Below are 26,649 nucleotides of genomic sequence, written 5' to 3'. Positions count from 1 at the left end.
AGCTGTTTTGTAATAAAATAAGGGAAACAGTGACTAGAAGTGCATAACAGATTATGATACTATCTAATAAAAGAATGGAGAGGAGGCGGCAACATTGAAAATCTTGATCGCATGTGATTCCTATAAAGGCTGCATGACATCAAAAGAAGTAGCGGATCATATGAAAAATGCCATTTATCGGGTAGATCCTGCCATTCAGGTTTATACCTACACGATGGCAGATGGAGGAGAAGGAACAGCGGCGGCTTTTTGCGATGCATGCAACGGAGAGATGGTAACTTGTGAAACAAGTGACGCCTATGGGAAAAAAATGCAAGCGAGCTATGCTTTGATCGATGATGGAAAGACAGCCGTTATCGAAGTCGCTGCTTCGGTTGGTTTGACCATGACGCCAAGAGAAAAGCGCAATCCGATGGCTGCCAGCAGCTTTGGCGTAGGAACGATGTTGCTGGATGCGCAAAAACGCGGGTGCAAGCGGATCATTGTCGGTTTGGGCGGCAGCTGTACCAATGACGGCGGTATGGGACTGTTACAAAGTTTGGGAGCGCGTTTTTATGATAGCTCTCATAAATATCTTTCTCCGCAGGCGATGAATTTGGGGAAGATCCGTTATATAGATTTTCATCGGCTGAATACTTTGGACGATATTGAACTGATCGTTGCTTGTGATGTAACAAACCATCTGTTGGGAGAACAGGGTGCTACGTATACTTTTGGGCGGCAGAAAGGATTGTATCCAAATCAATTGGAACGAGTCGACCAGTCGATGCATAATTATCGTGATCAGATCAAACGATATCGCAAAGTAGATCTGGATGCATTTGAAGGAGGCGGTGCTGCAGGGGGAATCGGTGCCGTGCTGATCGGATTGCTGCATGCAAAGATGTATCCGGGCATTGAGCTTTTATTAGCCAATTGCACATTGGCCAAGGAAGCAAAAAACTGTGATCTGATCATTACTGGAGAAGGGCAAAGCGATGCACAGACCATGTTTGGTAAAGTGCCTGCAGGAGTTGCAAAAATTGCCAAAGAGGAAGGAAAACCGATCATATGTATCAGCGGAGCATTGGGATTAGGACATGAGCAGTTGTATGATCTGGGATTTGTTGGCATATTCAGTATTGCGGATCGGGCAATGACCTTCCAGCAGGCATTGGCAAGTGCGCCGCAGAAGTTAGAGGCTGCCACCTTCTCCATTGTCCATATGTTTCACTACCTGTCCCGTTAAAAAAAGAAGCAATGTATTTTACATTGCGTAAAGAGAGGACTATAATAAGAAAAAGAAAGAGGAGGAATCACATATGGCATATGAAGTTACAGTAGATGGTATTCAGATTTCGTCAAATGAAGAGTTGAGTGAAAAAGAATGTCGTGCTTACATTCACTATATTCAATCAAAAAATCATAATCGCAGCATTGAACGTATCAACTTGGATTTTGATGGTGACGATGTAAATATGGGTTATTATTTGGAACCACAGGGATTTGAAAAGATCCGCCGAATTACAGGTTATTTGGTAGGTACGGTCGATCGTTTCAATGATGCCAAACGTGCCGAAGAACGTGATCGTGTAAAACATATGTAAGAAAAGCCGCAGCAGCGGTTTTTTCTTTCCTTGTTTAAAATGAATGATTTTGCAATAAATAATGAAAATGATTTGAAAGTGATTGCGAAATACTTTCATAACCGATATAATAAAGAAGTACCTGATAGAATATGGGAAGTAGGGTTGCAAATGAAATCATGGAATGAAGTATATGATTCTGCTCGTCAGAAGTGTAAAATTTGCCGCTGTTGTCCATTGTGCAATGGACTAGCATGCCGCGGGGAGACACCGGGTCCGGGTGGAAAGGGAAGCGGATCTTCATTTGTCCGTAATGTAGAGATGTTAGAAAAAGTAAGGATCGTTATGGATACGATCACGGACAATGAAGAGGTCAGTACAGCTTCCGATTTTTTTGGCCTTCCAGTATCTTTGCCGGTCTATGCAGCACCAATTAGCGGTATCTTGCAAAATTATGGTGCAGAGATGAATGATCGGGATTATACGGAAGCAGTTGTTTCCGGATGTGTAGAAGCGGGCACTTTTGCATTTACTGGTGACGGCAAGGTGGATGCTATGTTCAAAGAGCCTTGCGAGATCGTAAAACAACATGGCGGGAAAGGCATTCCTACGATCAAACCATGGGCACAAGGGCATATGGATTGGCGTATTGCGTTAGCAAATGAAAGTGGATGCCCGGCAATTGCATCGGATATCGATGCAAGCGGATTAAGCAACCTGCGAAATAGCGAGGTACCGGTAGGCTTTAAAACTGTAGAAGATCTGCGCTCTATCATTGCACAAACGAAAGTTCCTTTTATTCTGAAGGGAATCATGAGCGTGCGCGGAGCTAAAAAAGCGATGGAAGCCGGTGCACAGGGTATCATCGTATCCAATCATGGCGAACGTGTATTGGATGGTGCACAATCGGGTATCGAAGTCTTAGAAGAAATTGTTTCTGCTGTACAAGGAAAGATGAAAGTATTCGTTGATGGCGGTTTTCGCAGCGGAAATGATGTATTTAAAGCATTGGCTCTTGGAGCTGATGGGGTGTTGATCGGACGTCCGATCTCACAGGCGGCAATTGGTGATGGCGCGCAGGGCGTGCTCACTTATTTACAAAAAATTCAATTGGAATTAAAAGAAACGATGGCGCTTGCTGGCTGCAAGAACATCCAAGATATTACACGAGACATGGTTGTCTGTGAGTTTTAGGAGGAATATGATGAATACTTTAGAGAATAATGCATTTTTTTGGCAGAAACTGGATACACTGTACTTATCTTCAAAATTGGTCATTGATCGCCCAAAAGGGACTTGTCATTACAAATACAGCAATTTGATCTATCCGGTAGATTATGGTTATTTGAATGATACGACCGGATCCGATCAGGCACCGATCGATGTATTCCGCGGTTCGCTAAAGACCAATCTGATTCAGTCTGTGGTTGTCAGTGCGGATATCTTGAAAAAAGACTGTGAAGTAAAATTGTTGGTTGGCTGCAGCGAAGAAGAAGAAAGAAAGATCTTGGAATTCTTGAATCAGACAGAGTTTCAAAAAGCAATTTTGGTTCGCCGTGGAAAAGAAGTACCAGATTGGGCAGTAAACGATTAAGACGCATCGCGTCTTTTTTTTTGCCAAGGGCATATACTGGGACTGGAGGAGACGATTTGAAAAAAAAGATCGTATGTATCGTATTTCTTTTGCTGTTATGCGGGTGTGGAAGAGGTTCAATGAAACAAGGAAATCTGGATATGGAGCGAACATTGATCGAAATGGCGGAGACGATGCGCAAAGAACAGATTGGCGCCATCATGAATGAATATTCTCTAGAAGCGGATACACTAAAAGAAGTATACGGACTTGCTTTGACGAAAGCAGATTTTGCCTGTATACAGAGCATTCGGCAGGATGTTTGGCAGGAAGCGGCGATTTTTCACTGTAAGAAAGAAAACTGGAGTATAATAAAAGAGAAAGCGGAGGCACGCTATGAACAAGCCAGGCAACAAGGAATACCGGCTTATTTGGGATCCTGCGGCGATTATTTGTATTTAGTGATCGGAAATGATGCCCAATGGATGCGAGCATATTTAGAAAGGTCATGATCATGGAATTTATCAAGAAAGTGTATCAACTCTTTGATTCATTTGACGGGCGCTTATTTCGTTATGCGCTCTCTTTTGGCTTGTTGTTGGCTCTTGCCCCTATTTTGATTGCGGTGATCTTGGTTTTTAAATATATCATTATCATCAATGAAGATGTGTATCAGGTCTTCGTACAAGTATTGATTCAATATTTGCCCAGTGACATCATCCTTCCATTTGTAGATTGGTTTGCAAAAGAAGGAGAACCGATCGGTTTTGTAGCGACGATCTCCACTTTGCTTTTATCCTTTTATCTGGCAAGCCGCAGCATCTATTCATTCTTGTTGATTTCGGCACAAGTGGAACATGTCAAGGCCAGTCCGCTGTATATTCGTTTCAGAGCCATTGTGTTAACGATCTATTTTGCTTTATATATCGGTTTTGCTTATATCGTTTTGATGTATTTTCAACACTTTTGGTTAATAGCAACCACTTTATTGGCTATCCTGCTGTTTTTATGCATGTTTCATGCTTTATCTTTTTATCATCGGCCACTTTTATATGGATTGGCTGGTTCTCTGTTTAGTGTCAGTGCTTTTGTTTTGTTAGGTATGCTATTGACCAAGATCTTGGAGACCTTCACTTCTTATCCAACGGTCTATGGTCCATTGGCATCCTTTATGACTTTATTGTTGTCAATCTACATAATTGCCTGTATTATATATCTTAGCTTTTGTATCAATGTTGTGATCGAAAATACAGAAAATGTACAAGGCTGTTTACCAAAATACGGAAAGATCCGTCGATGGATCACAAAGCTTCGTGCAGGAAGGAAAAGGGAATAGTATGAAAGTAATGATTAAAAAAATGGGCATCAATGGAGAAGGAATCGGCTATCTGGATCGTCTGCCGGTGTTTATCCCGGGTGCGCTTTGTGGAGAAGAAGTAGATATCAAGTTAACTGAGAAGAATGGCCGTTATGCAAAAGGAAAAATCGTGCATATCCTAAAGAAAAGCAAAAAAAGAGTACGGCCGATCTGTGAGATCCAGCGCCGCTGCGGAGCTTGTCCGTATATGGTGGCCGACTATGAAGAACAGTTGCGCTTCAAGCAGGAAGATCTGCGTCAGTCTCTGATCAAATATGCACATGTCGATCCGCGCTTGATCAAGAAGATCCAGCCATCTGAAAAGACGCTGTTTTATCGCAATCAATGCAAACTTCCTTGTGCGATGGACAATGGTGAATTAGTGAATGGAATGTATATGCCAAATTCGAATATCTTCATTCCCATGACTACTTGTTATGTACATGAAAAAGAATTGGAGATCATGCGAAAACGCATTCTCAAAGTTTTGAACCGCTATCATGTGCGTTCATATGACTGGCATCAAAAAAGAGGCCTCCGGTATTTGATCCTGCGCGGTTTTGAGGGAAAGTTTCAATGTACGCTGGTCAGCGGTGAGGAAAATTTTGATCCGGCAATGATCGAAGAATTATTGTCTTTGGAAGGCTTGACTTCTTTATGGCAAAGTTATCAGACACAAAAGAAAACAGCAGAGCTGTTTGGGCCAAAGATGATCTTATTAGGCGGTGAAAAGTATTTGTATCTAAGCTTAGGATCCTTCACTTTGCCTGTTTCGCCAAGAAGTTTCTTCCAGTTAAATACGCAGCAGGCAAAGAAGATGTATGCCTGTATTGCGGAAATGGTAGGAAAAGGGCATACGCGCATCGTGGAAGCTTACAGCGGTATCGGCGGGATCTCCATGCTGTTAAAAGATCATGCACAAGAAGTGATCGGAATCGAGATCATCAAAGATGCGGTATTAAATGCCAGACAAAGTGCAAGAGACAATCATATTGATAACGTACAGTTTATTTGTGCGGATGCGGCAGATAAATTATTATATCTTTCTAAAAAGAGCAGCATCGATGTACTGGTCGTGGATCCTCCGCGCAGCGGGCTGGATGAAGCTATGCTCGCAGTGATCATGCGCAGCAAGATCAAAAAGATCATCTATGTATCTTGTAATCCATCTACATTAGCTAAAAACTTAGCTGTCTTGAAAGATCGCTATGATGTGGAACAAATCGTACCATTCGATATGTTTCCAAACACCGCAAAGGTAGAAACGATTGTAGCGTTGAAACGCCGTTAAAAAAATGCAGTTTGATCAAACTGCATTTTTTATTGATTCATGCTTTTCATTAATTTCTTGAAACTGATCGTAAACAGCGTGACCGTAGTTGCAACTGCGATCGTATCGGCAATCGGTTCCGCCAAGAAGATGGCAAACACTTCATCTTCAAAGAAATGCGGCAAGATGTAGATCAGCGGGATCAGCACGATGATCTTACGATAAATTGCCAAGAACGCAGATATCTTGGAGTTGCCAAAAGCAATGAATGTCTGCTGACAGGAAGTTTGCAATCCCATTAATAAGATGCCTGCCATATAGATACGCAATGCCCATATGCTCATTTGGGTCAAAGCCGGATCGTTTGTAAAGATGGCAACGAATAGCTGTGGAACAAAAAGGACTGCTAACCACATGATCGTCGTGTAGCTGAAGCAGACAGCAGTTTGCAGGAAAAAAGCTTTTTTGATACGTGCAGGCTGATTGGCACCGTAATTATAACTGATGATCGGCTGCCCGCCTTGTGTCAATCCCTGCAATGGCAGCATGGCAAATTGCATGATGCTGGATAAAATGGTCATGGCACCCACTGCCAAGTCTCCGCCGTGATAGAGCAAAGATGAATTGAAACAGAGCACCAGAATGCTTTCTGTCGATTGCATGGCAAAGGGAGAAACACCTAAAGCGATACAAGGCATCAATACTTTCTTTTGAATGCGCAAATTTTCCTTTTTCAAACGAAGGATCGTCTGTTTGCCGCATAAGAATCTTACAGCCCATAAGGCGCTGATTGCTTGCGAGAGGATCGTTGCTAAGGCAGCACCTTGAACCCCCATATGGAAAACGAAGATCAAGATCGGATCCAAGATAATATTGGTAATGGCGCCAATAACGACTGTCAGCATGCTGATGGTGGAAAATCCTTGTGCAGATATAAAAGAATTCATGCCTAATGTCACTTGAACAAAGATCGTACCAATGGCATAGATCTCAATATATTGCACAGCATAGGGCAGTGTCTGTTCGCTTGCCCCAAATAAATATAATAATGGTTCTTTGCATAACAGGACGATGATCGTTAAAATGATCGCAACGATGATCAATGAGGAGAAACAATTGCCTAGTATTTTTTCAGCCTCGTGATTCTTTCTTTTTCCCATGTAGATGCTCGCCCTGGGAGCGCCGCCCATGCCGAGCAAGTAAGCAAAGGCAGATATGATCATAATGATCGGAAAACAAACGCCGACCCCTGTTAACGCAAGCGAACCGATCGTTTCAATGTGACCGATATACATTCGATCGACCATGTTGTACAACGCGTTGACGACCTGCGAGGTGATTGCCGGCAGGGCTAAGATCAATAAGAGCTTGCCTACAGGTTCTCTGCCCAGATCGACTTCGCGCGACATCTTGAATTTCATCTAGATCCCTTCCTTTTTTTATTCTTCCTTATTTGAAACTTGTATGTTTGATTATAGTCTGCAACAATGGAAAAAGCAATAAAAGAAGCGCCTCAGCACTTCTTTTCATCTTTCCATTTTTGGATCATTGCTTTTCCGCTAAGATCATAGATCAGTTGCTGCGCTGCACGGCCGCTCATTCCTCCATGGCTGAGTTCCCATTTACGAGCTTCGGCAATCAGCTCTTCTTCGCTTAATGTGATCTCTGGATAACGTTTTGCCAATGCCAATACGATCTCAAAATAATTCTTTTGGTTTGGTCTTTCATAACAGATTGACAAGCCGAAACGCGCTGCTAAGCTCAGTTTCTCTTGGATCGTGTCGCTGTGGTGCAGTTCATCTTCGCTCATATCGCTGCGATCTCCCCAAGTCTCTTTGATCAAATGCCGGCGGTTGCTGGTGGCATAGATCAAAATATTATCCGGGCGTGTTTCCACTCCGCCTTCAATAACTGCTTTTAAAAATTTATATTCCGTTTCAAAGTCTTCAAAAGAAAGATCATCCATATAAATGATAAAACGATAATTTCTTTTCTTCAGACGGGCAATCAGATCGGAAAGATCACGAAATTGATGCTTATAGATTTCAATCATACGTAACCCTTGATCATAATAGGCATTGACGATGGCTTTGATGCTGGTGGATTTTCCTGTACCGCTGTCTCCATATAATAAGACATTATTGGCATTTCTGCCTTCAACAAAAGCTTTTGTATTTTCTACCAGCAGTTTTTTCTGTAGCTGATAGCCTACCAGATCATCTAATGTGACACGATCCATATTGCGGATCGGTAAAAAACGCAGCTCTCCGTCCTGTTTGCGGTCAAATCGGAAAGCACGGTTCATGGCAAACATGCCGATGCCGTATTGCTGATAAAATGCCGTTAATACATCATACATCGCCTGTGCATCCGATGCCTGCTCAAGCTGGCGGCAAATCTGACGTATGACAGAAGAAGTATGTAAGTCGCACATACGGGAAGGTTTTTCAATTGCCTGATAGGCAGAGATGATATCGAAACAATTGATATGCAAAACTTTTTGCAAGTGATGGAAATCATAATCAAATAGTTCTTTATAGATAGCTAGATCATGAAGGACAAATTGCTTGATCGAACCTTCCTGTACTTCTCTTTTTTCATTCGTCAATGTAAATGAGTTTTCATTGGTCAATAATAACCAGGTTAAGTAGCAATGCCAGAGATTGCCGTCAAAGCCAAGGGAAGTAGAAAGATCCAGCAGTGCTTTGATCTGTGCATGGATACGGTCAATCAAAGCAGTATGACTGCAACGTTTTTCATCAAAGTCATAATAGATTTCACAAAGTTCACGTAAAATGCTGTTTTTTGGATATTGTCGATAAACGATCAATTGGGAGTATTCTTGATACATGTATTTCATCCCTTTCATGAATGTAATTATATAAAAAAGAATGTGATTTGGAAAGAGATACAACAGATAAAATATAGCGGTTACAATAAAATTGAAAATATAAGAAACATTTTCTGAAAATTTCAATGAAATATATTGACATGTCTTTTAAAAAGATTTAAACTAAGGACAACACCAAAAACCACGGTAGAATGAAAGGAAGTGGACCCTCTATGATGATCAATGTAGCAGTCATTATTATTATTCTAGTCCTTAAAAAGTCTGTTTTTCTTTCAAGAAACCGTTTGGTTTTCCGATAACAGATTCTTTTGCCGTTGTGGTGAAGATGTTAAGGATTGAAAGAAAAGCAGCTACCGATTGGAGAGCTGCTTTTTTGATTAATGCAGGAGGAATGTCATGGAAAGCAAAGATGTTGAAGCAGCGGCGAAGCGGCTGCAAGGGAAGATTCACAATATTCATGTAAGCAGTTCAAATACTTTTTCACAAATGAGCGGTTGTGAACTGTATCTCAAATGTGAGAATCGCCAGAAGACAGGATCATTCAAAGTACGAGGTGCTTATAATAAACTGGCAAAATTAAAAGAAACGGGATCGTGCATGAATGTCATTGCCAGCAGTGCCGGCAATCATGCGCAAGGCGTGAGTTATGCAAGCGCACAGTTAGGGATGCATGCAACGATCGTTATGCCAAAAAGCACGCCGATCGCAAAAGTGAGTGCTACGCAGGGCTATGGTGCAGAAGTCATCCTTGCCGGGGATAATTATGATGCTTGTTATGAAGAAGCAAAAAGAATTCAAAAGGAAAGAGGCGCTACTTTTATTCATCCTTTTGATGATGAGGATGTCATTGCCGGGCAGGGAACGATCGCTTATGAAATATTGCAGGATCTTCCGGATGCAGATATAATCGTCGTACCTGCCGGAGGGGGAGGATTGTTGTCTGGAATCAGTTTGTATGCCAAACAGATCAATCCGCACATCAAGATCGTTGGTGTACAAGCAGAAGGAGCAGATGCAATCGTTCGTTCATTTAAAGCAGGAAAGCATTGTTCTACACCAAGTGTAAATACCATTGCGGATGGCATCGCCGTCATGAATCCGGGCGAATTGACCGTAAAAATCATTCAAGAGAATGTAGATGAAATGGTGAGGGTGAGCGATGATGAAATTGCCTCTACCATCTTATTGCTGCTGGAACGGGAAAAACAGGTCGTAGAACCTTCTGGAGCAAGCTCCCTGGCAGCGGTGTTAAATCACAAGATCGATGTGGCAGGCAAAAAAGTCGTATGTGTATTATCCGGCGGAAATATAGATGTTTCCTTTATCCATAAAGTGGTGGAAAAAGGTCTTGTTACACGTGGACGCAACATGAAGTTTAAGACACCGATGCTGGATGTGCCTGGTTCATTGGAAAAGATGGCAAGGATCCTGCATGAGGTGAATGCAAATATCATCGAAGTTCGTTATGATCGCATTCAGGCAGACCTAGGCTTGAATGAAACGATCATCCATATTGGCGTGGAGGTCAGCAGTAAAGAACATGGGGCAAAGATGCTCGAAAAGTTAAAAGAAAATGGATATGACATTACAGTAGAATAGGGGAGGAAGGATAGTATGAAGATGAATGGTTCACAGATACTGATTCAGGCACTGATCGACCAGGGCGTAGATACGATCTTTGGTTATCCAGGCGGTTCTGTATTGAATATCTATGATGCACTCTATGAACGGCAAAATGACATTCGTCATATATTGACGTCACATGAACAGGGAGCCGCTCATGCAGCCGATGGATATGCCAGAAGCACAGGTAAAACAGGTGTCTGTTTAGCAACCAGCGGACCAGGAGCTACAAATTTGGTAACGGGGATCGCTACAGCCTATATGGACAGCGTACCAGTTGTAGCAATCACAGGAAATGTCTCAAATGATCTGTTAGGTAGAGATTCTTTCCAGGAAGTAAATATCGCAGGCATTACGATGCCGATCACGAAGCATAATTTTATCGTGCAGCATGTAGATGATCTTGCTGCTACCGTGCGCAAAGCATTCATCATTGCCAATTCAGGCAGAAAGGGTCCTGTGTTGATCGATATACCAAAAGATGTCACGGCAGCAGTGACAGAATATGTACCTCTGCCGAAATATCGGATCCGCAAGCTGCCTAAAGTGGATGAAACGGAATTTGCAAATGCGATGGATGTGATCAAACAGGCGAAACGGCCGTTGATCTATGCCGGCGGCGGTATCATCAGTGCACATGCAGAAAGGGAATTATTGAAATTCTCGAAACTGATGGATATTCCAATCTGTACTTCTGTCATGGGATTGTCTTCTGTACCATATGATTATGATCTGTATTTAGGAATGGTTGGCATGCACGGGACACCGGTATCGAATTATGCGACATTAAATGCGGATCTGATCATTGCCATTGGTGCCCGCTTTTCTGACCGTGTAGCCGGAAATCGTGAAGAATTCGGTAAAAATGCAAAGATCATTCATTTTGATATCGATGCATCCGAGATCTCAAAAAATGTTCACTCCGACATTTCCATCGTTGGCGATGCACGCTACATATTGAAGCATATGCTGGCCGTCATGCCGGAAGTGAAACATGAGGAATGGACGAAGACATTAAAAGATTTTAAAACGAAGTTAGGTCTTCCGAAACCAAAACCAGGCGATGCTGTCGATCCAAGAGATCTGGCATTATCACTGCATAAGATCGTTGGAGAAGATGCATTCATCGTAACAGATGTAGGACAGCACCAAATGATCATGGCACAGTATTATCAGTTTTCACGTCCACGCAGTTTCATCAGTTCCTGCGGGCTGGGAACGATGGGATTTGGTATGGGAGCCGCTATTGGAACAAAGATTGCCAATCCCAATCGACCGGTCATCCTGGTTACCGGTGACGGCAGTTTCCATATGAACATGAATGAAATGGCAACAGCTGTTTCACAGAAGCTGCCGATCATTGTACTGATATTCAATAATCATGTGCTGGGCATGGTTCGTCAATGGCAGACGTTATTTTATGAACATCGCTATTCACAGACTTCGATCGACCGCAAGACCGATTATGTAAAATTGGCGGAAGCGTTTGGCGGCAAAGGTTTCCAGATCAAGACCAGACAGGATATCGAACCAGTCATGAGAGAAGCGCTTGCTTGTAAAGTGCCTTGCATCATTGACTGCTGGATCGATAAAGATGACTGCGTATATCCGATCATTCCACCAGGAAAGAGCGCAAAGGATATCATTTTTGGAAATTAAGGGGGTGCACACATGGAACGAAAGGTATTGTCATTATTAGTTGCCAATCAGTTTGGTGTGTTGACCCGTGTCAGCAACTTGTTTGGTCAACGGGGTTTCAATATTGATTCATTGGCCGTAGGGGAGACAGAGAATCCGCGTTTTTCGCGCATTACGATCACCACAAGAGGAAATGAGGCAATCATCAACCAGATCAAGCTGCAGTTGGCAAAATTGGAAGATGTAAAAAATGTCATGGAAATTCCTGAGGAACAATTGTTCATTCGTGAAGTCGTTTTGATCAAATGCGAACCGAAAGCAAAACAAATCGGTAATTTCATGCACACGGTAGAGGATTTCGGCGGCCGCTGTCAGATCATTGAGGGAAGCATTTATATCGTAGAGCTGACCGATACGCCGGACAGCATCAATTATTTTATTGAAGAACTGCGTGATTATCACATCCAGGAGATCAGTCGAACGGGAGGCGTAGCGCTTCAATTATCAAAAGAAACTGTATATTAACGCCTATCAGCGTTTCTATAAAACTGCATTACCAGAAAGAGGAGGAGATTAAAATGGTAAAAGTATACTATGACGCAGATTGTAATTTGGATTTATTGAAAGGGAAAACAGTTGCTATCATCGGTTATGGCAGCCAGGGACATGCACATGCACAAAATTTGCATGATAGCGGTATCGATGTAGTTGTTGGACTTCGTCCAGGTTCTAAGAGCCGTGCAAAAGCAGAAGCTGCCGGATTAAAAGTAATGGATACAGCGGATGCTGCAAAAGCGGGCGATGTCGTTATGATCCTGGCACCGGATCAAAATCAGCCGGATATCTATAAACAAGATATCGAACCAAATTTGGAACCTGGAAACATGCTGATGTTTGCACATGGTTTCTCTATTCACTTCAATCAGATCGTTGCACCAGAAGGGGTCGATGTAACGATGTGTGCGCCAAAAGGTCCGGGACATACTGTCCGCAGCCAGTATTTGGAAGGAAAAGGCGTTCCATCTTTGATTGCAGTGCATCAAGATGCATCTGGCAAAGCTCGTGAATATGCGTTGGCTTATGCAAGCGGAATTGGTGCAGGACGTGCAGGTATCATTGAAACAACGTTCAAAGAAGAAACAGAAACTGATTTGTTTGGAGAACAAGCAGTACTTTGCGGCGGTGTCTGCGAATTGATGCAGGCAGGTTTCGATACATTGGTAGAAGCAGGTTATGAACCAGAAATGGCATATTTTGAATGTATCCATGAAATGAAACTGATCGTTGATCTGATCAATAGCGGCGGATTTGCAATGATGCGTTATTCTATTTCAGATACAGCAGAATATGGTGATTACATCACAGGAAAACGTTTGATCACAGAAGAAACAAGAAAAGAAATGAAGAAAGTACTGCAAGAGATCCAGGATGGAACATTTGCAGGCAACTGGATCACAGAAAACAAATCTGCAGGACGTGCACACTTCTTGGCAATGCGCCGTGTACATGCAGAACATCCAAGTGAAAAAGTCGGCAAAAAATTGCGTAATATGATGAGCTGGCTGAAGAAATAGTGGTGAATGTATGAGTAGACCAAGTGATAGAGTACTCAAAGGCGATGCCTGTGCACCGCAGCGCTCTTTGTTTTATGCATTGGGATTAACGGAAGAAGAACTATCACGGCCATTGATCGGTGTTGTTTCTGCTTATAGTGAGATCGTTCCTGGACATTTGCATCTGGATAAAATTACCGAGGCTGTTAAAGCAGGCATCCGCATGGCAGGCGGTACGCCGATCATGGTACCGTCGATCGGTGTCTGTGATGGTATTGCCATGGGGCATATCGGCATGAAATATTCGCTTGCATCCCGTGAGCTGATTGCGGACAGTGTAGAGACAATGGCCAATGCCCATGGGTTTGACGGCTTGGTACTGGTTCCAAACTGTGATAAGATCGTTCCTGGTATGTTGATGGGTGCCTTGCGTGTTAATTTACCTGCCGTTGTCATGAGCGGCGGTGCCATGCTGCCGGGAAATGACAAAGGGAAAGATATGAGCTTATCTACGATGTTTGAGGCAGTCGGTGCTAAAAAAGCTGGTTTGATCGATCAGGAAGAACTGACGTACATTGAGCAAAATGCATGTCCGGGATGCGGTTCATGTTCCGGCATGTTTACAGCAAATTCCATGAACTGTTTGTGTGAGGTGCTGGGAATTGCACTTCCGGGAAATGGAACGATCCCAGCGGTTTATTCCGGCCGCATGCAGTTAGCCAAAAAAGCGGGAATGGCTGTCATGGAAATGGTCGAAAAGAATATTCGTCCTCGTGATATCGTCAATGCAAAGTCTTTGCGCAATGGATTGGCTTGTGATATGGCATTAGGCTGTTCATCCAATACGGTATTGCATCTGTTGGCAATTGCGAAGGAAGCCCAGGTGGAATTAGATCTGCATATGATCAATGAAGTTTCGCAGTCTACGCCAAACCTCTGTAAATTAGCGCCGGCAGGACCGGATCATATCGTTGATCTGTATCGTGCAGGCGGTGTGCAGGCGGTGATGAAAGAACTGCAAAAGAAAGGCTTGATCGATGATTCCTTGATGACCGTTACCGGAAAGACGATCAAGGAGAATTTGGAAAAAGCACAAAATCTGGATCACAAGATCATCAAAGATATCGAAACACCAAATTCACCAACAGGCGGTATCGCCGTGTTGTTTGGCAACATCGCACCAAAAGGCTGCGTAGTCAAACGCAGTGCAGTAGATCCGTCGATGTTGAAACATACTGGACCGGCACGTGTGTTTGACAGCGAAGAAGATGCAATCGATGCGATCTATAATGGAAAGATCGTCAAAGGTGACGTTGTTGTCATTCGTTATGAAGGACCTAAGGGCGGACCAGGCATGCGCGAAATGTTGAACCCGACCAGTGCATTGGCGGGCATGAAGCTGGATAAAGATGTGGCATTGATCACGGACGGCCGTTTCTCTGGAGCGACACGTGGAGCTGCCATCGGTCATGTTTCACCGGAAGCAGCAAGTCAAGGACCGATTGCCGTCATCAAAGAAGGTGAATTGATCGATATCGATATCGATGCAGGTACGATCAACCTGCAAATTTCACCTGAAGAATTGCAAAAACGATTGGATGCATGGGTAAGACCGGAACCGAAAGTAAAAGGCGGCTGGTTAGAACGTTATGCACGGTTAGTATCTTCCGCTGATGAAGGTGCTGTGTTAAAATAAAACATAAGGGGCAGCAAAACTGCCCTTTTCTTAAGCGAGGTTATATTATGAATAGTATTTATGAACGAACAAGTGTACGTGCCTATCAACCTTGTGCGCTCCAAAAAGAAGAAATCAAACAAATTTTAAAAGCGGCATTTTGTGCGCCAAGCGCCCGTAATGCACAGCCCTGGTATTTTATCGTGGTGGAAGATAAAGCAAAATTGGAACAGCTGAGTCATTTTTCGCCATATGCATCCTTTTTAAAGGATGCTGGTATGGGGATAGTGGTTTGTGCAGATCTTTCCAGAAATCCAAGTTTTGATTATTGCCAGCAAGACTGTGCGGCAGCAACACAAAATATGCTGTTAGAAGCAAAGGAACTAGGAATCGGCACATGCTGGCTGGGCGGTCACCCAAATGAGGATCGAGTAGAATTTTTAAAGAATACACTACAGATCAAAGAACCGTTGTTCCCTTTATGGATGATTTCTTTTGGCTATCCGGCACAGCCTGAAGTGATCAAAGATAAATGGGATCCTGCAAAGATTCGCTTTGAATAATTTTTTCACGTATTGTTCCCTTGCTATTCAAATGATTTGTAGTTTTGTCTAGTATACTGTCTCTTATAAGATAACAATAAGAGGGGTCGTATCATGAAAGGAAGTAGTGTCTGTCTTGCATTGTCTATGGTATTGCTTGCTGGCTGTTCTACGGCAAGTACGAATACGAAAACAAATGATGCAGCAACATATGAAGCATACAAAGCAACAGTAGAACAGTTGGATCAGGTAAAAAGCTATCACGTTTCTACTGTTTCCTATGATCATGATTATGCAAGTGATTATGAGTATATGGAACAAAATGAAGCGGATGTCATGGTAGGGAAATCCAGCGATACTGCAACAGAAACGATACAGATGTATTTTGTCTATGAAGATGGAAAGAAAGAAAATGTGACATGCAGTTCTTCTGAACTGGAAGGGACAGCAGAAAATGAGAGCGGCTGTCAGCTGGTGCATCGATACGAAGATTCTACGCTGATCTATAGTGATGGCTATGAAACACAGGCTGCAGCCCATATGTCGCAGCAATACTTTCTGATCATGGAAAATTTAGAAGATGCTTCTTATTCAAAAGAAGGAGATACATGGACGATTTCTGGCAGTTCACAGGCGGGAAATGATTATGTGGTCACACTTACGGTAGATGAAGAAGGTTATCCTGAAAAATTTACTTATGCTTATGATGGATTAGGCATTTCCATGACGCGAAGTATTTCGGATATTCAAAAATAAAGAAACAGCACAAGGAAGTGCTGTTCTTTGCTTTGTGCGGAGTGTAAAAAATGAAATGTGAAATAATCTGTACATTCTGCTTGTTTATACTCTTTTTTTTGTTTACTTATGATATAATTCAAAAAGATATCTCATTATCTTTGTTGATGAAAAAGAATAAAACAGCTTGTTTTGCATATGCATAAAAAATGGGAAATAAGTATAGCAAAATAGTATAAGGATGATGTGCATGTCAATGATCGAAAGGAGGATATGATGAATGAGCAGTAAAAGACAATCGTTGCTCATAGGCGGTCTGATCAGCAGTGCAGGTATGTTTTTTGCGAAAGCAATTGGTGTCCTTTATGCGATCCCGTTTAATTCGATCATGGGAACGACCACCAACATCAATTTATATGGATTTGCTTATCAGATATATAATTATCTGCTGAATATCGCATTAGCCGGCTTTCCGTTTGCAGTTTCCGCATTGGTCGCCAAATACTCTACCTTGCATCATTATAATACCGTATTGCTGGTACGAAAACTTTCACATTCGATGATGATGATGGCAGGATTTATCATGATGATATTGCTGATTGCTTTTTCTGGTGTCTTGGCACCGCTGATGACCAAGATCGGCGTAGAAGATATGCAGAAAGTCTTGATCATCTTGTCGTTAGCCTTGTTCTTCGTGCCTATCTTGTCAAGTATTCGAGGCTTTTATCAAGGACTGAAAGATATGGAGGTCTATGCTGCATCACAAGTTTTAGAGCAGGTAGGACGGGTTGCCTTTCTGCTGGGGGCAAGTGCCATTTCTATTTATGTGCTGAATATGGACCGCTTGTGGGCAGTCTATTTTGGTGTGCTTTCTACCAGTGTGGCGGCTGTTTTGGCAATCATGCATTTAAAACTGTATGATCGTAAAGTAATGCCGGATATCCGCAAGAAAGCAAAAACAAGTGATGATCATATAGAAAAGCGTGCTATCATAAAGGAATTGAGCATTGTTGCCATGCCGTATTTATTGGTAGCAATCTTAGGTTACAGCGATAATCTGATCAACTCTTTATTCGTGACGAATGGTTTTATAGCCAATGGTATGGATGCGGCACAGGCGGAGATCTATACTCAGTCCATCAATTATGGAACATTAAAATTAACGGCCATTCCTTTGATCCTGGCACCGGGATTCAGTGCTGCCATCTTGCCGATGATCACAAGTTACATGACAAAAAAGGATTATAAAAAGGTATCCAGATCGATCTGCGAATGTGTGGAAACGGTCATGTATATCGGAACACCGATTTGTTTATGTCTGTTTCTGTATGCAGGTCCATTATATGAAACACTATTTCCGCCGGAAAAGGGCCTGGAAATCTGTACTTATGTCTTGAAATGGTATTCTGTACAAGTCTTCTTCGCAATTTTCGGTCCTATCTTTACTTCGATCGTCATGTCGGTCGGCATGCGGAATCTGAAAATGAAATTTGAAATATTGATCACGATCATTAAATTCATCATTACTTATCCTATGATCTGTATCTGGGGGTTTGAAGGATTGGTCATTGCGAGCATCTTGATTTATTTATTGTCGATCGTAATTGATTATTATTTGTTGACGAAACATGTGCATGTAAAATGGAAGTATACCTGGCGAAGATTTTTATTGATCCTGCTTTCGCTCATTCCTATGGTATTGGTATTTTATTTGTTCCAATGGGTCGGCATCGATGCAATGGGACATGGAAAACTATTGAACTTTTTGCAAATGGCATTCAGCGGCATCTTTGTTGTTCTTGCCTATTTTGGTGTAACATATTTCTTTGGTTTGCCGCAATTGATCTTCCATATCGATTTAAATGGATTAAAAGCAAAAATAAAGAATAAACGATAACAACAAATATAAAGAAGAAAGGGGATAGCTTAAATATGAATATACGCAGAGCAGAAAAGAAAGATATGCAGCGGATCCACGCTTTGTTGAAACAGGTGGAGGCCATTCATCATGAAGGGCGGCCGGATCTATTCAAAGCGGGAACACAGAAATATAGCGATGATGAATTATCAGCGATCATTGCTGATGATGCACGTCCGATTTTGGTTGCCTGTGATGAAGAAGATCGGGTATTGGGCTATGCCTTCTGCATCTTTCAGCAGCATCTCAACAACAATATCCTAACGGATATAAAAACTTTATATATTGACGATTTATGTGTGGATGAGGTCACTAGAGGGCAGCATATCGGAAAAGCGCTTTATCAGGCAGTGTTGCAGTATGCGAAAGAACATGAATGTTATAATGTAACATTAAATGTTTGGGCTTGCAACAAAGCGGCGATGCGTTTTTATGAATCCTGCGGTCTGCAGCAGCAAAAGATTGGCATGGAAGTTATATTAGATAAATAAACCGCATTTTGCGGTTTTCTTTTTGTGCTCTTTTCAAGACGGTAAAGGCATGTTAAAATCTGTAAAGATAAGGAGGGATCGTATGTCTTTTTTACCGACCACACGCGAAGAAATGCTGGAACAAGGCTATGAACAAGTAGATTTCGTCTATGTCTTAGGTGATGCGTATGTTGACCATCCATCCTTTGGCTGTGCGATCATTACCCGTACGCTGCAAGCCTTTGGTTATAGCTGTGCCATCCTTTCTCAACCGGATTGGCATGATGACAGTGAATTTATGCAATTTGGCACCCCTCGACTAGGCTTTTTGGTATCTGCAGGAAATATTGACTCTATGGTGAATCATTATTCAGTGAATAAACGAAGACGGGACAAAGATTCTTATACCGATAATGGTGTCATGGGAAAGAGGCCGGATCGTGCAACCATTGTCTATACTCAGATATTAAAGCGTTTGTTTCCGCATGTCCCTATTTTGATCGGCGGTATTGAGGCAAGTCTGCGGCGTCTGGCACATTATGATTATTGGGATGATCGTGTGCGGCGTTCGATCTTGATGGATTCGCAAGCTGATTTGTTGATGTTCGGCATGGGTGAAAATACGATCATTGAGGTTGCGGATGCATTGAACAGCGGTCTGCCAATTGAAAATATTTGTTATATCCGGGGAACGGTCTGGAAAAGCAAAACCATTGACTGGATCGTAGATGACTATATTTTATTGCCGGATTATGAAACGGTAAAAAAAGATAAACGAGCCTATGCCAAAAGCTTTATGATCCAATATGAGAATCAAGATGCGATTCATTCAAAGATCCTGATCGAGCCTTATGACGGTTGGTATGTGATCTGCAATCAGCCGCCGTTGCCATTGACCCAGGAACAGATGGATTTTACCTATTCGTTGCCCTATGAGCGTACATTCCATCCAAAATACACCTATGTTCCCGCCATTGAAGAAGTTCAGTTTTCCATTACGGCAAATCGAGGCTGTTTTGGAAGCTGTGCATTTTGCGCGATCACTTCTCATCAAGGGAGGGTCATCTCTGCAAGAAGTACGCAAAGCGTGGTAGAAGAGGCGAAGAAAATAACAGAAATGCCGAATTTTAAAGGATATATTCACGATATAGGAGGACCGAGCGCAAACTTTACACGCCCTGCCTGTGATAAACAGACAACGCATGGCGCATGTCCAAAGCGACAATGTCTGTGGCCGAAACCATGCCCAAACTTGAAGGTAGATCATCGTCCGTATGTGGAGATGTTAGATGCCGTCCGCGCATTGCCAAAAGTGAAAAAGGTATTTATTCGTTCCGGTATTCGCTATGACTATCTGATGTATGATAAAGATGAAACGTTCTTTGATCGTCTGATCCAGTACCATATCAGCGGGCAGTTAAAAGTTGCCCCGGAACATGTCAGCGCAAAAGTATTGGACAAGATGGGGAAACCGAGAAAAGAACTGTATCTTAAATTTGTTGATAAATATCATGAAAAGAATGAAGAATTTGGAATGAAACAGTTCTTGGTGCCATATTTGATGAGCTCTCATCCAGGATGTGAACTGTCGGATGCTATTGAACTCGCTTGTTATTTGAAAAAGATCCATCATACACCGAAACAGGTACAAGACTTTTATCCGACACCGGGCACTTTGGCAACTTGCATGTATCATACAGGATTGGATCCGCGTACGATGAAACCGGTGTATGTGGCAAAAACATATGAAGAAAAATTAGAGCAGCGTGCGCTCATGCAGTTTTCTTATCCAAAAAATTACGATATCGTATATCGTGCTTTAAAAAAGGCACACCGGGAAGATCTGATAGGATCAGGGCCAAAATGTCTGATTCCTGCAAAAAGACCAGTGATGGATAAACAGGGGAACTACTATCGCGGTAAACGTCATGGTCAGATAAGAAATGTTAAAGGTGAAAAGAAATATTCATGACGACACGGGAATTAACACAAGTTGCTTTGATGGGAACTTTGTTGTATATCGTATTCCATGCATTTTCAGATATACTTTACTTGGAATTGATTACATTTACGATCCTGTCATTTTCACAAGTGTTTTCTAGAAGAGACATCGTGTTGGCTTGTATTTTATTTGCTTCTTTACATATGCTGTTACATGGCATCATGATCTGGAATATCAGCTATCTGTTGATCTTTCCAACCTATGGATTTATTTTTGCCTCAATGAAGCGGATATTACAGGGGCATTTGACACGGATGGCTATCATTGCTGGTATCTTTTCCTTTTTGATCGGGCAATTGGTCGATCTTCCATTCATCTTGTTCAGTAAAACGATTACTGTATTGTATTTGCTGATTGGAATAAAAACATCGTTGATACAGGGGATACTGACTTTTTTAGTGACATTGTTTCTATATGAGCCGATACATGCCGTCTTATGTAGAGTAAAAAAATTACATTAATATTAGTTATAATGGAGAATATATATGAAGAAAAAATGGTTGTATGCAGGTATTGCCATCGTCTTATTGGCAATTGTGTGCGGTGCTGGAGTATTGTTAAAACAGAGTATGTCTGCCGGGGATAAAAAGATTACGATCGTCGTAGTTGATCGTACACAAAATCCGGAAACAGAAGTTTTGAATAAAAGCTATCAAAGCAATGCAGAGACATTGACGCAATTCTTGGAAGAAACAGATGAATTAGATGCAGTGATCGAAGAGAGCACATATGGTTCATTATTGACCAGCATTGCAGGATTAGATCAAGATATGGATAATGGTCCTTGGCTGGTGTTTGAATCCAGTAATAATGCATCCTGTAAGGAATATGGCGGCATGTGCCCGGCTATGGATGATGTTGCATTAGAAGATGGCGACAACTTTACTTTTGCGTTGATTTCTAGTTTTTCGTAAAGTGGAATAAGTATTTTCGCAAGTTTTGTAATTTTATAAACAAATATCTTTTTAGAATGGATTGAAATTATTGACTGCTATAAACTTGAATATTCATAGATAAAAAGGAATAATTCCTGTTTTCATATAGGGATTATTCCTTTTTTGTTATTATAACAACCCTTCCTTATATGACGTATATTTCATCTAAGGAATAACGCCATGCAGTCCCGTTTGTTTCATTTTCTTATGAATATTTTTTATATTATGTTGTTTTGACAATTAAGTAATAGTTATTTCATCTTATCCCTTTTTATCAATTTCTAGTTCCTATTTTTTTAGTTTTGTCAAAAAAATGCACCTCTATAATTAGTCTTTAAATTATAGGGATGCATTATATATGGTATTTCTTTTATTGTAAAGGCTTATGATAGCCTAAGATAGTTACGAATACGCGTTTAAAAGTTTTGATGAGATCATAAGAACCTTGATCGAAAGCCCACGTAATCGATACGCTGCGCAGACCGTGATAAAGTGTATAGGCGATATCATCACTGCTTGATGTATTGTCAATCTCCTTGGCACTGATAGCATTTTTGATAAGTTGTAAAGCAATCGGATATAGATACATCTCTTCTGGAAATTTAGCATCATCATCAAGCAAAGACTGAATATAGAGTTGTTTGACAAGACGAAAGCCCATCGATTGACTATTTATACAATAATAACTCATTAATGTCCACAGCGTTTCAACATTATTATTTTGTGAAGCCATAGTAGATAATAAAGTCTCGGCGCGCATGCCTAAATAATCATTCAATCCCGTAAGAACGGCACTTTTGGATGCAAAATGATAATAAAAAGTACGTTTGGTGATATGGCATGTTTTACATATTTGCTGCACCGTTACTTTTTCATAGCCGTATTCTTTAAATAATTGAATCGCAGTTTCACGAATATTTTCTTTTGTTGATGATGTTTGCATAAAATACTTCCTTTTTAATAACAGAATACTACACTTTTTCATTTTTTTCTATAATAACTTTAATTAGGCATTGACAGTAACCGTTTTCATTGTTACTATGTATATGTTACCATGGTATAATAAATATGTATCTAAAGTATAAAGGAGGAACCATGAAATTATTCGAACCATTTCAAATTGGATCGTTGCGGTTAAAAAATCGTATTGTATTGGCTCCGATGGGGACCACGAGCGATCAAAGCTGTGCATTCAATGCATATGATGTGGCGTATTATGAAGAACGTGCCAAAGGGGGAGCCGGATTGATCATGACGGGTGCAGTCACGGTCAGTGACGCTTTTGAACCACCGGCATGTCAATTGCTCAACAGCAACAAACATGTGTATATGTTGTCGAGAATTGCTGAAAGTGTGCATGCATACGGTGCTAAATTTGCAGTTCAGCTTTCTCCTGGCATTGGCCGCATGAACTGGATCGATCCGCATACCCCGACTTATTCAGCTTCCCCATGCCCCAACTATTATCATCCGGAGCTGATATGTAAAGAACTGCCGATCGAAGGAGTACGGCAATTGGTGAACGCAATGGGCGAATCGGCAAAACTAGCGAAAGATGCCGGTGTAGATCTCATTGAGATTCATGGTTATGGAGGCTATCTCATCGACCAATTTATTTCAGCAAAATGGAATCACCGCAATGATGAATACGGGGGATCTTTTGAGAATAGACAGCGTTTCCTGTTTGAAATCATTGATGCGATTCGCAAGACATGCGGCAAAGATTATCCTATTGCGGTCAAGATGACGCTTGACAGTGTTGATGATGATGAAAAGCCGTTGGAAGAAGGTTTAGCGATTGCAAAGCGTTTAGCTGAAAGTGGTGTCGATCTGATTCATTTTGGACGTGGTTCGTATGCATCTCGCTGGCGTATGGTATCCAGTGTATATCAAAAACCTGGTTTTGATCTGGAAGCAGCACGCTTGATTCGCAGTGTGAGCAAGGATGTACCGATCATGGCACATGGCAAGCTGAATCATCCGGATGTTGCAGAGACGGCTTTACAAGATGGACTTGTCGATTTGATTGCGATTGGACATGGCCTTATTGCTGATCCGCATTGGCCTAATAAGGTGAAAAAACATCAGTTGGAAGAGATCAATGCATGTATTGGCTGTGGCGAATGTCATTTCAACGCAATGCTGGGTCGTCCGCGTCCTTGTGCTGTCAACCCGCTTTGTCTGCGCGAAAAGGAGTATGTGCTCACCCCGGCTAAAGTGAAGAAGAAAATCTTGGTATTAGGCGGTGGGCCGGCTGGCTTAAAAGCAGCAGCTACAGCAGCGCAACGCGGCTTTGATGTAACGCTGTGGGAGAAAAATGATCACTTTGGCGGCGCATTGGCAGCTGCGGCGGCGATGTCTTTTAAGCAAGATGTCAAGGATCAATTGAATTACTTGGTGCATCAAGTAAAAAAATGGGATGTTCATGTTGAGATGAATAAAACGGCTGTGATTGATGATATCGTTGCTTTTGCACCAGATTTGGTCATCGATGCGATTGGTGCCGATCCTGTTGTTATTCCGATCGAAGGTTATCAACAAGATCATGTGATGACCGCTGTACCAGCTTTATTGAAAGAAAAACAGATTGGTAATAAAATTGTCATCATTGGCGGTGGCGAAGTTGGCTGTGAGATGGGTGTTGAATTTGCATCACAAGGTAAACAAGTTACAATTGTAGAAATTGCGGATGATATATTGACGGCACCTTCATTTGTAGCAAACAAACAAAATATTCGTTATTTACTCGATCATAGCGGTGTAAAAGTTTATACTGCTACAGCGACCAAACAAATCCGTAAGGATGATGTCCTATTAGAAAAAGATGGACAATCCATCACTGTTGCGGCGGACACGGTTATTTTCTCAACTGGTTTCCGCAGCGATCATACTTTATATGAACAAATGATGGCAAAAGGCATTGAAGTTGTAGAAGTCGGCGATGCACGAAAGCCGGGCAAGGTGCTCAATGCGATTCATCAAGCTTATCATTGTATACGTGTATATGAATAATAAAAGGAGAAAGACATGGGCAAATATACAAAATTAGCAAGTGCAATTCTGCAAGAAGTCGGCGGTAAAGAAAATGTAAATACAGTAACACATTGTATTACACGTTTGCGCTTTAAATTAAAAGATGAAAGCAAAGCCAATGAAGCGGCTTTAAAGGACATGGATGGAGTGATCACTGTTGTTAAATCAGGTGGACAATTTCAAGTTGTGATCGGCAATCAGGTTTCTCTTGTCTATGCTGATTTGTGCGATATCATGGGAATTGATATGAGCAGTAATGCAGGCAGTGAGGAGACAGAAGAAAAACCAAAGGGCATTATCAATAAATTTATTGATATCATATCGGCATGTTTCGCACCGATTTTGGGTCCGATGGTTGCATGTGGTTTGTTTAAGGGTATTAATGCGATCTTAGTATGGATCTTAGGCGCAGCATATCAGTCAAGTGGCGTTTATCTGGTGTTCAATGCCATTGGTGATTCCATTTTCTATTTCATGCCGATTATCTTAGGTTATTCAGCAGCCAAGAAGTTTAATGTAAATGTAGTTGTCGGTATGTTGCTTGGTGCTACGATGTGTTATCCTTCTATCCAAAAAACAGCATTGTCAGCTGGTGAAGCGCTTGGCACCATTGGCATCTTGGGTGATTATTATACGACATTTGCCAATATTCCAATGATCGCGGCAGATTATACAACAACGGTTATTCCGGTCGTAGTAGTTGTTGCATTTGCTGCATGGATCCAAAAACTAGCAAAGAAAGTCGTTCCTGATTTGATTCAAAGCTATTTTGTACCATTCATGGTTTTATTGATTGCACTGCCGGTTGGGTTGTTGATCATTGGTCCAATCGTTCAATTGTTCACAAACTTGTTGTCAAACGGTTTCTCAGCTTTATTTAACTTCTCACCGCTGGTTACGGGTATTGTTATGGGCTTCTTCTGGCAGGTGTTGATCATCTTTGGTCTGCATTGGTCAGCAGTGCCGGTAGCCATGATCAACTTACAATTGATGGGTTATGATACTTTGATGCTTGTCACGCATCCGGCAGCCTTTGCACAAACGGCGGCATTGATCGCAATGTGCGTCAAATTGAAAAACAAGAAAAAGAAAATGATGGCAGTTCCAGCAATCATCAGCGGTTTGATGGGTGTTACGGAACCGTCGATCTATGGTTATACTTTGCCTGCGAAATGGCCTTTCATCGCCTCAATGATCGGTGCGGCAGTCGGCAACGGCTTGATGAGCATGTTTGGCGTTAAGCGTTATATCATGGGTGCTGGAGGTATTCCGGGCATGGTAAACTATATTTCACCAGATGGAGATGTCAGCGGCGTAGTCATGGCAGCGGTTTGTATTTTGATTGCGATGGCTATTGCATTCGCATTAACTTTGATCATGTGGAAAGATAAAGAAGAAGCTGTTCAAGAAACGACATCATCAGTTCAAAAGGGTGATGATGATATGATTGCAGCGCCGATGAAAGGCAATGTCATTGCTTTAAACGAAGTAAAAGATGAAGTATTCTCTAGCGGTGCTATGGGGGATGGTGTTGCAATCGAACCAAGTGAAGGAAGCGTATACGCGCCTGTAAACGGCACTGTTTCAACCTTGTTTCCAACTTATCATGCAATCGGTATCACGAGTGATCAAGGTATTGAAGTGTTGATTCATGTTGGTATGGACACGGTCAGCTTGCAGGGCAAAGGTTTCACACCTAAGATTGCACAAGGTGATCATGTCGAAAAAGGTCAGTTATTGATGGATGTTGATCTGGATGTTCTTAAACAGGCAGGTTTATCAACCATAACTCCGATCATCATTACAAATACGAATGATTGTGCATCAATTGAAAAAGTGGAAGCAACAACGGTTGCAAGCGGCGACCCATTGATGAAAGTTATTAAATAAAAATAAGATGGGGATCATT

The 26,649-nt window shown here is 41.8% G+C and carries 24 protein-coding genes; 21 read left to right on the top strand and 3 right to left on the bottom strand.

Annotated elements, in window-relative coordinates; translation table 11 throughout:
- Positions 1 to 94 precede the first annotated feature (94 nt).
- The 7 genes from BQ9859_RS01345 to rlmD all read left to right on the top strand — a co-directional run bounded on the left by BQ9859_RS01345 (position 95) and on the right by rlmD (position 5,786).
- Entirely contained in the window at positions 95 to 1,228 is a 1,134-nt protein-coding gene (locus BQ9859_RS01345; RefSeq protein WP_075876397.1) for a glycerate kinase family protein, read from the top strand.
- Between the two features lie 73 nt (positions 1,229 to 1,301).
- The gene (gene nrdD / locus BQ9859_RS01340) at positions 1,302 to 1,586 is read left to right on the top strand and encodes an anaerobic ribonucleoside-triphosphate reductase (protein WP_075876396.1); all 285 of its coding nucleotides are present in this window, start codon (positions 1,302 to 1,304) and stop codon (positions 1,584 to 1,586) included.
- Positions 1,587 to 1,736: 150 nt separating this feature from the next.
- Entirely contained in the window at positions 1,737 to 2,759 is a 1,023-nt protein-coding gene (locus tag BQ9859_RS01335; protein WP_075876549.1) for an alpha-hydroxy-acid oxidizing protein, read from the top strand.
- Positions 2,760 to 2,769: 10 nt separating this feature from the next.
- On the top strand, positions 2,770 to 3,159 hold the full coding sequence (locus BQ9859_RS01330) for an inorganic diphosphatase (protein WP_075876395.1): 390 nt from the start codon (positions 2,770 to 2,772) through the stop codon (positions 3,157 to 3,159).
- 56 nt (positions 3,160 to 3,215) lie between these two features.
- Positions 3,216 to 3,650 (top strand): hypothetical protein, encoded by a 435-nt coding sequence (locus BQ9859_RS01325; protein ID WP_075876394.1) that lies wholly within the window; start codon positions 3,216 to 3,218, stop codon positions 3,648 to 3,650.
- A 2-nt stretch (positions 3,651 to 3,652) separates the two neighbouring features.
- Positions 3,653 to 4,474 carry a YhjD/YihY/BrkB family envelope integrity protein gene (locus BQ9859_RS01320; RefSeq protein ID WP_161941267.1) on the top strand — a complete coding sequence of 274 codons (822 nt, stop codon included), beginning with the start codon at positions 3,653 to 3,655 and terminating at the stop codon, positions 4,472 to 4,474.
- A 1-nt stretch (position 4,475) separates the two neighbouring features.
- Positions 4,476 to 5,786 carry a 23S rRNA (uracil(1939)-C(5))-methyltransferase RlmD gene (gene rlmD / locus BQ9859_RS01315; RefSeq protein ID WP_075876392.1) on the top strand — a complete coding sequence of 437 codons (1,311 nt, stop codon included), beginning with the start codon at positions 4,476 to 4,478 and terminating at the stop codon, positions 5,784 to 5,786.
- 29 nt (positions 5,787 to 5,815) lie between these two features.
- Here rlmD and BQ9859_RS01310 read toward each other — a convergent pair whose 3' ends face one another.
- Together BQ9859_RS01310 and BQ9859_RS01305 are read right to left on the bottom strand one after the other, a co-directional pair.
- Complete coding sequence (locus BQ9859_RS01310) at positions 5,816 to 7,186, bottom strand: MATE family efflux transporter (protein ID WP_075876391.1); 1,371 nt, start codon at positions 7,184 to 7,186, stop codon at positions 5,816 to 5,818.
- Positions 7,187 to 7,278: 92 nt separating this feature from the next.
- Entirely contained in the window at positions 7,279 to 8,616 is a 1,338-nt protein-coding gene (locus tag BQ9859_RS01305; protein WP_075876390.1) for an ATP-binding protein, read from the bottom strand.
- A 396-nt stretch (positions 8,617 to 9,012) separates the two neighbouring features.
- Here BQ9859_RS01305 and ilvA point away from each other — a divergent pair, with 396 nt between their 5' ends.
- From ilvA to BQ9859_RS01250, 12 genes are all read left to right on the top strand, one after another.
- Positions 9,013 to 10,215 carry a threonine ammonia-lyase gene (ilvA, locus tag BQ9859_RS12270; protein ID WP_143404352.1) on the top strand — a complete coding sequence of 401 codons (1,203 nt, stop codon included), beginning with the start codon at positions 9,013 to 9,015 and terminating at the stop codon, positions 10,213 to 10,215.
- 15 nt (positions 10,216 to 10,230) lie between these two features.
- Entirely contained in the window at positions 10,231 to 11,898 is a 1,668-nt protein-coding gene (gene ilvB / locus BQ9859_RS12265) for a biosynthetic-type acetolactate synthase large subunit (RefSeq protein ID WP_143404351.1), read from the top strand.
- A gap of 12 nt (positions 11,899 to 11,910) precedes the next feature.
- Entirely contained in the window at positions 11,911 to 12,402 is a 492-nt protein-coding gene (gene ilvN / locus BQ9859_RS01295; RefSeq protein WP_075876389.1) for an acetolactate synthase small subunit, read from the top strand.
- Positions 12,403 to 12,455: 53 nt separating this feature from the next.
- Positions 12,456 to 13,451: a ketol-acid reductoisomerase gene (gene ilvC, locus BQ9859_RS01290; protein ID WP_075876388.1), complete on the top strand. Its 996-nt coding sequence runs from the start codon at positions 12,456 to 12,458 to the stop codon at positions 13,449 to 13,451.
- A 10-nt stretch (positions 13,452 to 13,461) separates the two neighbouring features.
- On the top strand, positions 13,462 to 15,126 hold the full coding sequence (gene ilvD, locus BQ9859_RS01285) for a dihydroxy-acid dehydratase (RefSeq protein WP_075876387.1): 1,665 nt from the start codon (positions 13,462 to 13,464) through the stop codon (positions 15,124 to 15,126).
- A 47-nt stretch (positions 15,127 to 15,173) separates the two neighbouring features.
- On the top strand, positions 15,174 to 15,668 hold the full coding sequence (locus BQ9859_RS01280; RefSeq protein ID WP_075876386.1) for a nitroreductase family protein: 495 nt from the start codon (positions 15,174 to 15,176) through the stop codon (positions 15,666 to 15,668).
- A 93-nt stretch (positions 15,669 to 15,761) separates the two neighbouring features.
- Positions 15,762 to 16,403, top strand: coding sequence for a hypothetical protein (locus tag BQ9859_RS01275; protein WP_075876385.1), 642 nt, complete (start codon positions 15,762 to 15,764; stop codon positions 16,401 to 16,403).
- A gap of 259 nt (positions 16,404 to 16,662) precedes the next feature.
- On the top strand, positions 16,663 to 18,279 hold the full coding sequence (locus BQ9859_RS01270; protein WP_075876384.1) for an oligosaccharide flippase family protein: 1,617 nt from the start codon (positions 16,663 to 16,665) through the stop codon (positions 18,277 to 18,279).
- A 35-nt stretch (positions 18,280 to 18,314) separates the two neighbouring features.
- Complete coding sequence (locus tag BQ9859_RS01265) at positions 18,315 to 18,791, top strand: GNAT family N-acetyltransferase (protein ID WP_075876383.1); 477 nt, start codon at positions 18,315 to 18,317, stop codon at positions 18,789 to 18,791.
- An 82-nt stretch (positions 18,792 to 18,873) separates the two neighbouring features.
- Positions 18,874 to 20,742 (top strand): YgiQ family radical SAM protein, encoded by a 1,869-nt coding sequence (locus tag BQ9859_RS01260; RefSeq protein WP_075876382.1) that lies wholly within the window; start codon positions 18,874 to 18,876, stop codon positions 20,740 to 20,742.
- Positions 20,739 to 21,233: a hypothetical protein gene (locus BQ9859_RS01255; protein ID WP_075876381.1), complete on the top strand. Its 495-nt coding sequence runs from the start codon at positions 20,739 to 20,741 to the stop codon at positions 21,231 to 21,233. The genes BQ9859_RS01260 and BQ9859_RS01255 overlap by 4 nt, the downstream gene beginning before the upstream one ends.
- Before the next feature lie 24 nt (positions 21,234 to 21,257).
- Positions 21,258 to 21,686 (top strand): DUF4430 domain-containing protein, encoded by a 429-nt coding sequence (locus BQ9859_RS01250; protein WP_075876380.1) that lies wholly within the window; start codon positions 21,258 to 21,260, stop codon positions 21,684 to 21,686.
- 391 nt (positions 21,687 to 22,077) lie between these two features.
- Here BQ9859_RS01250 and BQ9859_RS01245 read toward each other — a convergent pair whose 3' ends face one another.
- Positions 22,078 to 22,650: a TetR/AcrR family transcriptional regulator gene (locus tag BQ9859_RS01245; protein WP_075876379.1), complete on the bottom strand. Its 573-nt coding sequence runs from the start codon at positions 22,648 to 22,650 to the stop codon at positions 22,078 to 22,080.
- Positions 22,651 to 22,802: 152 nt separating this feature from the next.
- On the opposite strand from BQ9859_RS01245, the gene BQ9859_RS01240 reads away from it, so the two are divergent.
- On the top strand, positions 22,803 to 24,719 hold the full coding sequence (locus tag BQ9859_RS01240) for an NAD(P)/FAD-dependent oxidoreductase (protein WP_075876378.1): 1,917 nt from the start codon (positions 22,803 to 22,805) through the stop codon (positions 24,717 to 24,719).
- A 15-nt stretch (positions 24,720 to 24,734) separates the two neighbouring features.
- Entirely contained in the window at positions 24,735 to 26,630 is a 1,896-nt protein-coding gene (locus BQ9859_RS01235) for a beta-glucoside-specific PTS transporter subunit IIABC (protein WP_075876377.1), read from the top strand.
- The last annotated feature ends 19 nt before the right edge of the window (positions 26,631 to 26,649 follow it).

This window comes from Merdibacter massiliensis, assembly GCF_900155395.1.
Taxonomy (GTDB): Bacteria; Bacillota_I; Bacilli_A; order Erysipelotrichales; family Erysipelotrichaceae; genus Merdibacter; species Merdibacter massiliensis.
The sequence above is the reverse complement of the archived record's forward strand: the minus strand, read 5'-3'. Positions and strand labels throughout refer to the sequence as shown.

Bases quoted from the DNA above. Each gene is read 5' to 3' on its own strand.
- BQ9859_RS01255 (WP_075876381.1), top strand. From the start codon at position 20,739: ATGACGACACGGGAATTAACACAAGTTGCTTTGATGGGAACTTTGTTG.
- BQ9859_RS01275 (WP_075876385.1), top strand. From the start codon at position 15,762: ATGAAAGGAAGTAGTGTCTGTCTTGCATTGTCTATGGTATTGCTTGCT.
- BQ9859_RS01240 (WP_075876378.1), top strand. From the start codon at position 22,803: ATGAAATTATTCGAACCATTTCAAATTGGATCGTTGCGGTTAAAAAAT.
- ilvB (WP_143404351.1), top strand. From the start codon at position 10,231: ATGAAGATGAATGGTTCACAGATACTGATTCAGGCACTGATCGACCAG.
- BQ9859_RS01310 (WP_075876391.1), bottom strand. From the start codon at position 7,186: ATGAAATTCAAGATGTCGCGCGAAGTCGATCTGGGCAGAGAACCTGTA.
- BQ9859_RS01280 (WP_075876386.1), top strand. From the start codon at position 15,174: ATGAATAGTATTTATGAACGAACAAGTGTACGTGCCTATCAACCTTGT.
- ilvD (WP_075876387.1), top strand. From the start codon at position 13,462: ATGAGTAGACCAAGTGATAGAGTACTCAAAGGCGATGCCTGTGCACCG.
- nrdD (WP_075876396.1), top strand. From the start codon at position 1,302: ATGGCATATGAAGTTACAGTAGATGGTATTCAGATTTCGTCAAATGAA.
- BQ9859_RS01250 (WP_075876380.1), top strand. From the start codon at position 21,258: ATGAAGAAAAAATGGTTGTATGCAGGTATTGCCATCGTCTTATTGGCA.
- BQ9859_RS01305 (WP_075876390.1), bottom strand. From the start codon at position 8,616: ATGTATCAAGAATACTCCCAATTGATCGTTTATCGACAATATCCAAAA.
- ilvA (WP_143404352.1), top strand. From the start codon at position 9,013: ATGGAAAGCAAAGATGTTGAAGCAGCGGCGAAGCGGCTGCAAGGGAAG.
- BQ9859_RS01265 (WP_075876383.1), top strand. From the start codon at position 18,315: ATGAATATACGCAGAGCAGAAAAGAAAGATATGCAGCGGATCCACGCT.
- BQ9859_RS01270 (WP_075876384.1), top strand. From the start codon at position 16,663: ATGAGCAGTAAAAGACAATCGTTGCTCATAGGCGGTCTGATCAGCAGT.
- BQ9859_RS01245 (WP_075876379.1), bottom strand. From the start codon at position 22,650: ATGCAAACATCATCAACAAAAGAAAATATTCGTGAAACTGCGATTCAA.
- ilvC (WP_075876388.1), top strand. From the start codon at position 12,456: ATGGTAAAAGTATACTATGACGCAGATTGTAATTTGGATTTATTGAAA.
- ilvN (WP_075876389.1), top strand. From the start codon at position 11,911: ATGGAACGAAAGGTATTGTCATTATTAGTTGCCAATCAGTTTGGTGTG.
- BQ9859_RS01330 (WP_075876395.1), top strand. From the start codon at position 2,770: ATGAATACTTTAGAGAATAATGCATTTTTTTGGCAGAAACTGGATACA.
- rlmD (WP_075876392.1), top strand. From the start codon at position 4,476: ATGAAAGTAATGATTAAAAAAATGGGCATCAATGGAGAAGGAATCGGC.
- BQ9859_RS01235 (WP_075876377.1), top strand. From the start codon at position 24,735: ATGGGCAAATATACAAAATTAGCAAGTGCAATTCTGCAAGAAGTCGGC.
- BQ9859_RS01320 (WP_161941267.1), top strand. From the start codon at position 3,653: ATGGAATTTATCAAGAAAGTGTATCAACTCTTTGATTCATTTGACGGG.
- BQ9859_RS01335 (WP_075876549.1), top strand. From the start codon at position 1,737: ATGAAATCATGGAATGAAGTATATGATTCTGCTCGTCAGAAGTGTAAA.
- BQ9859_RS01260 (WP_075876382.1), top strand. From the start codon at position 18,874: ATGTCTTTTTTACCGACCACACGCGAAGAAATGCTGGAACAAGGCTAT.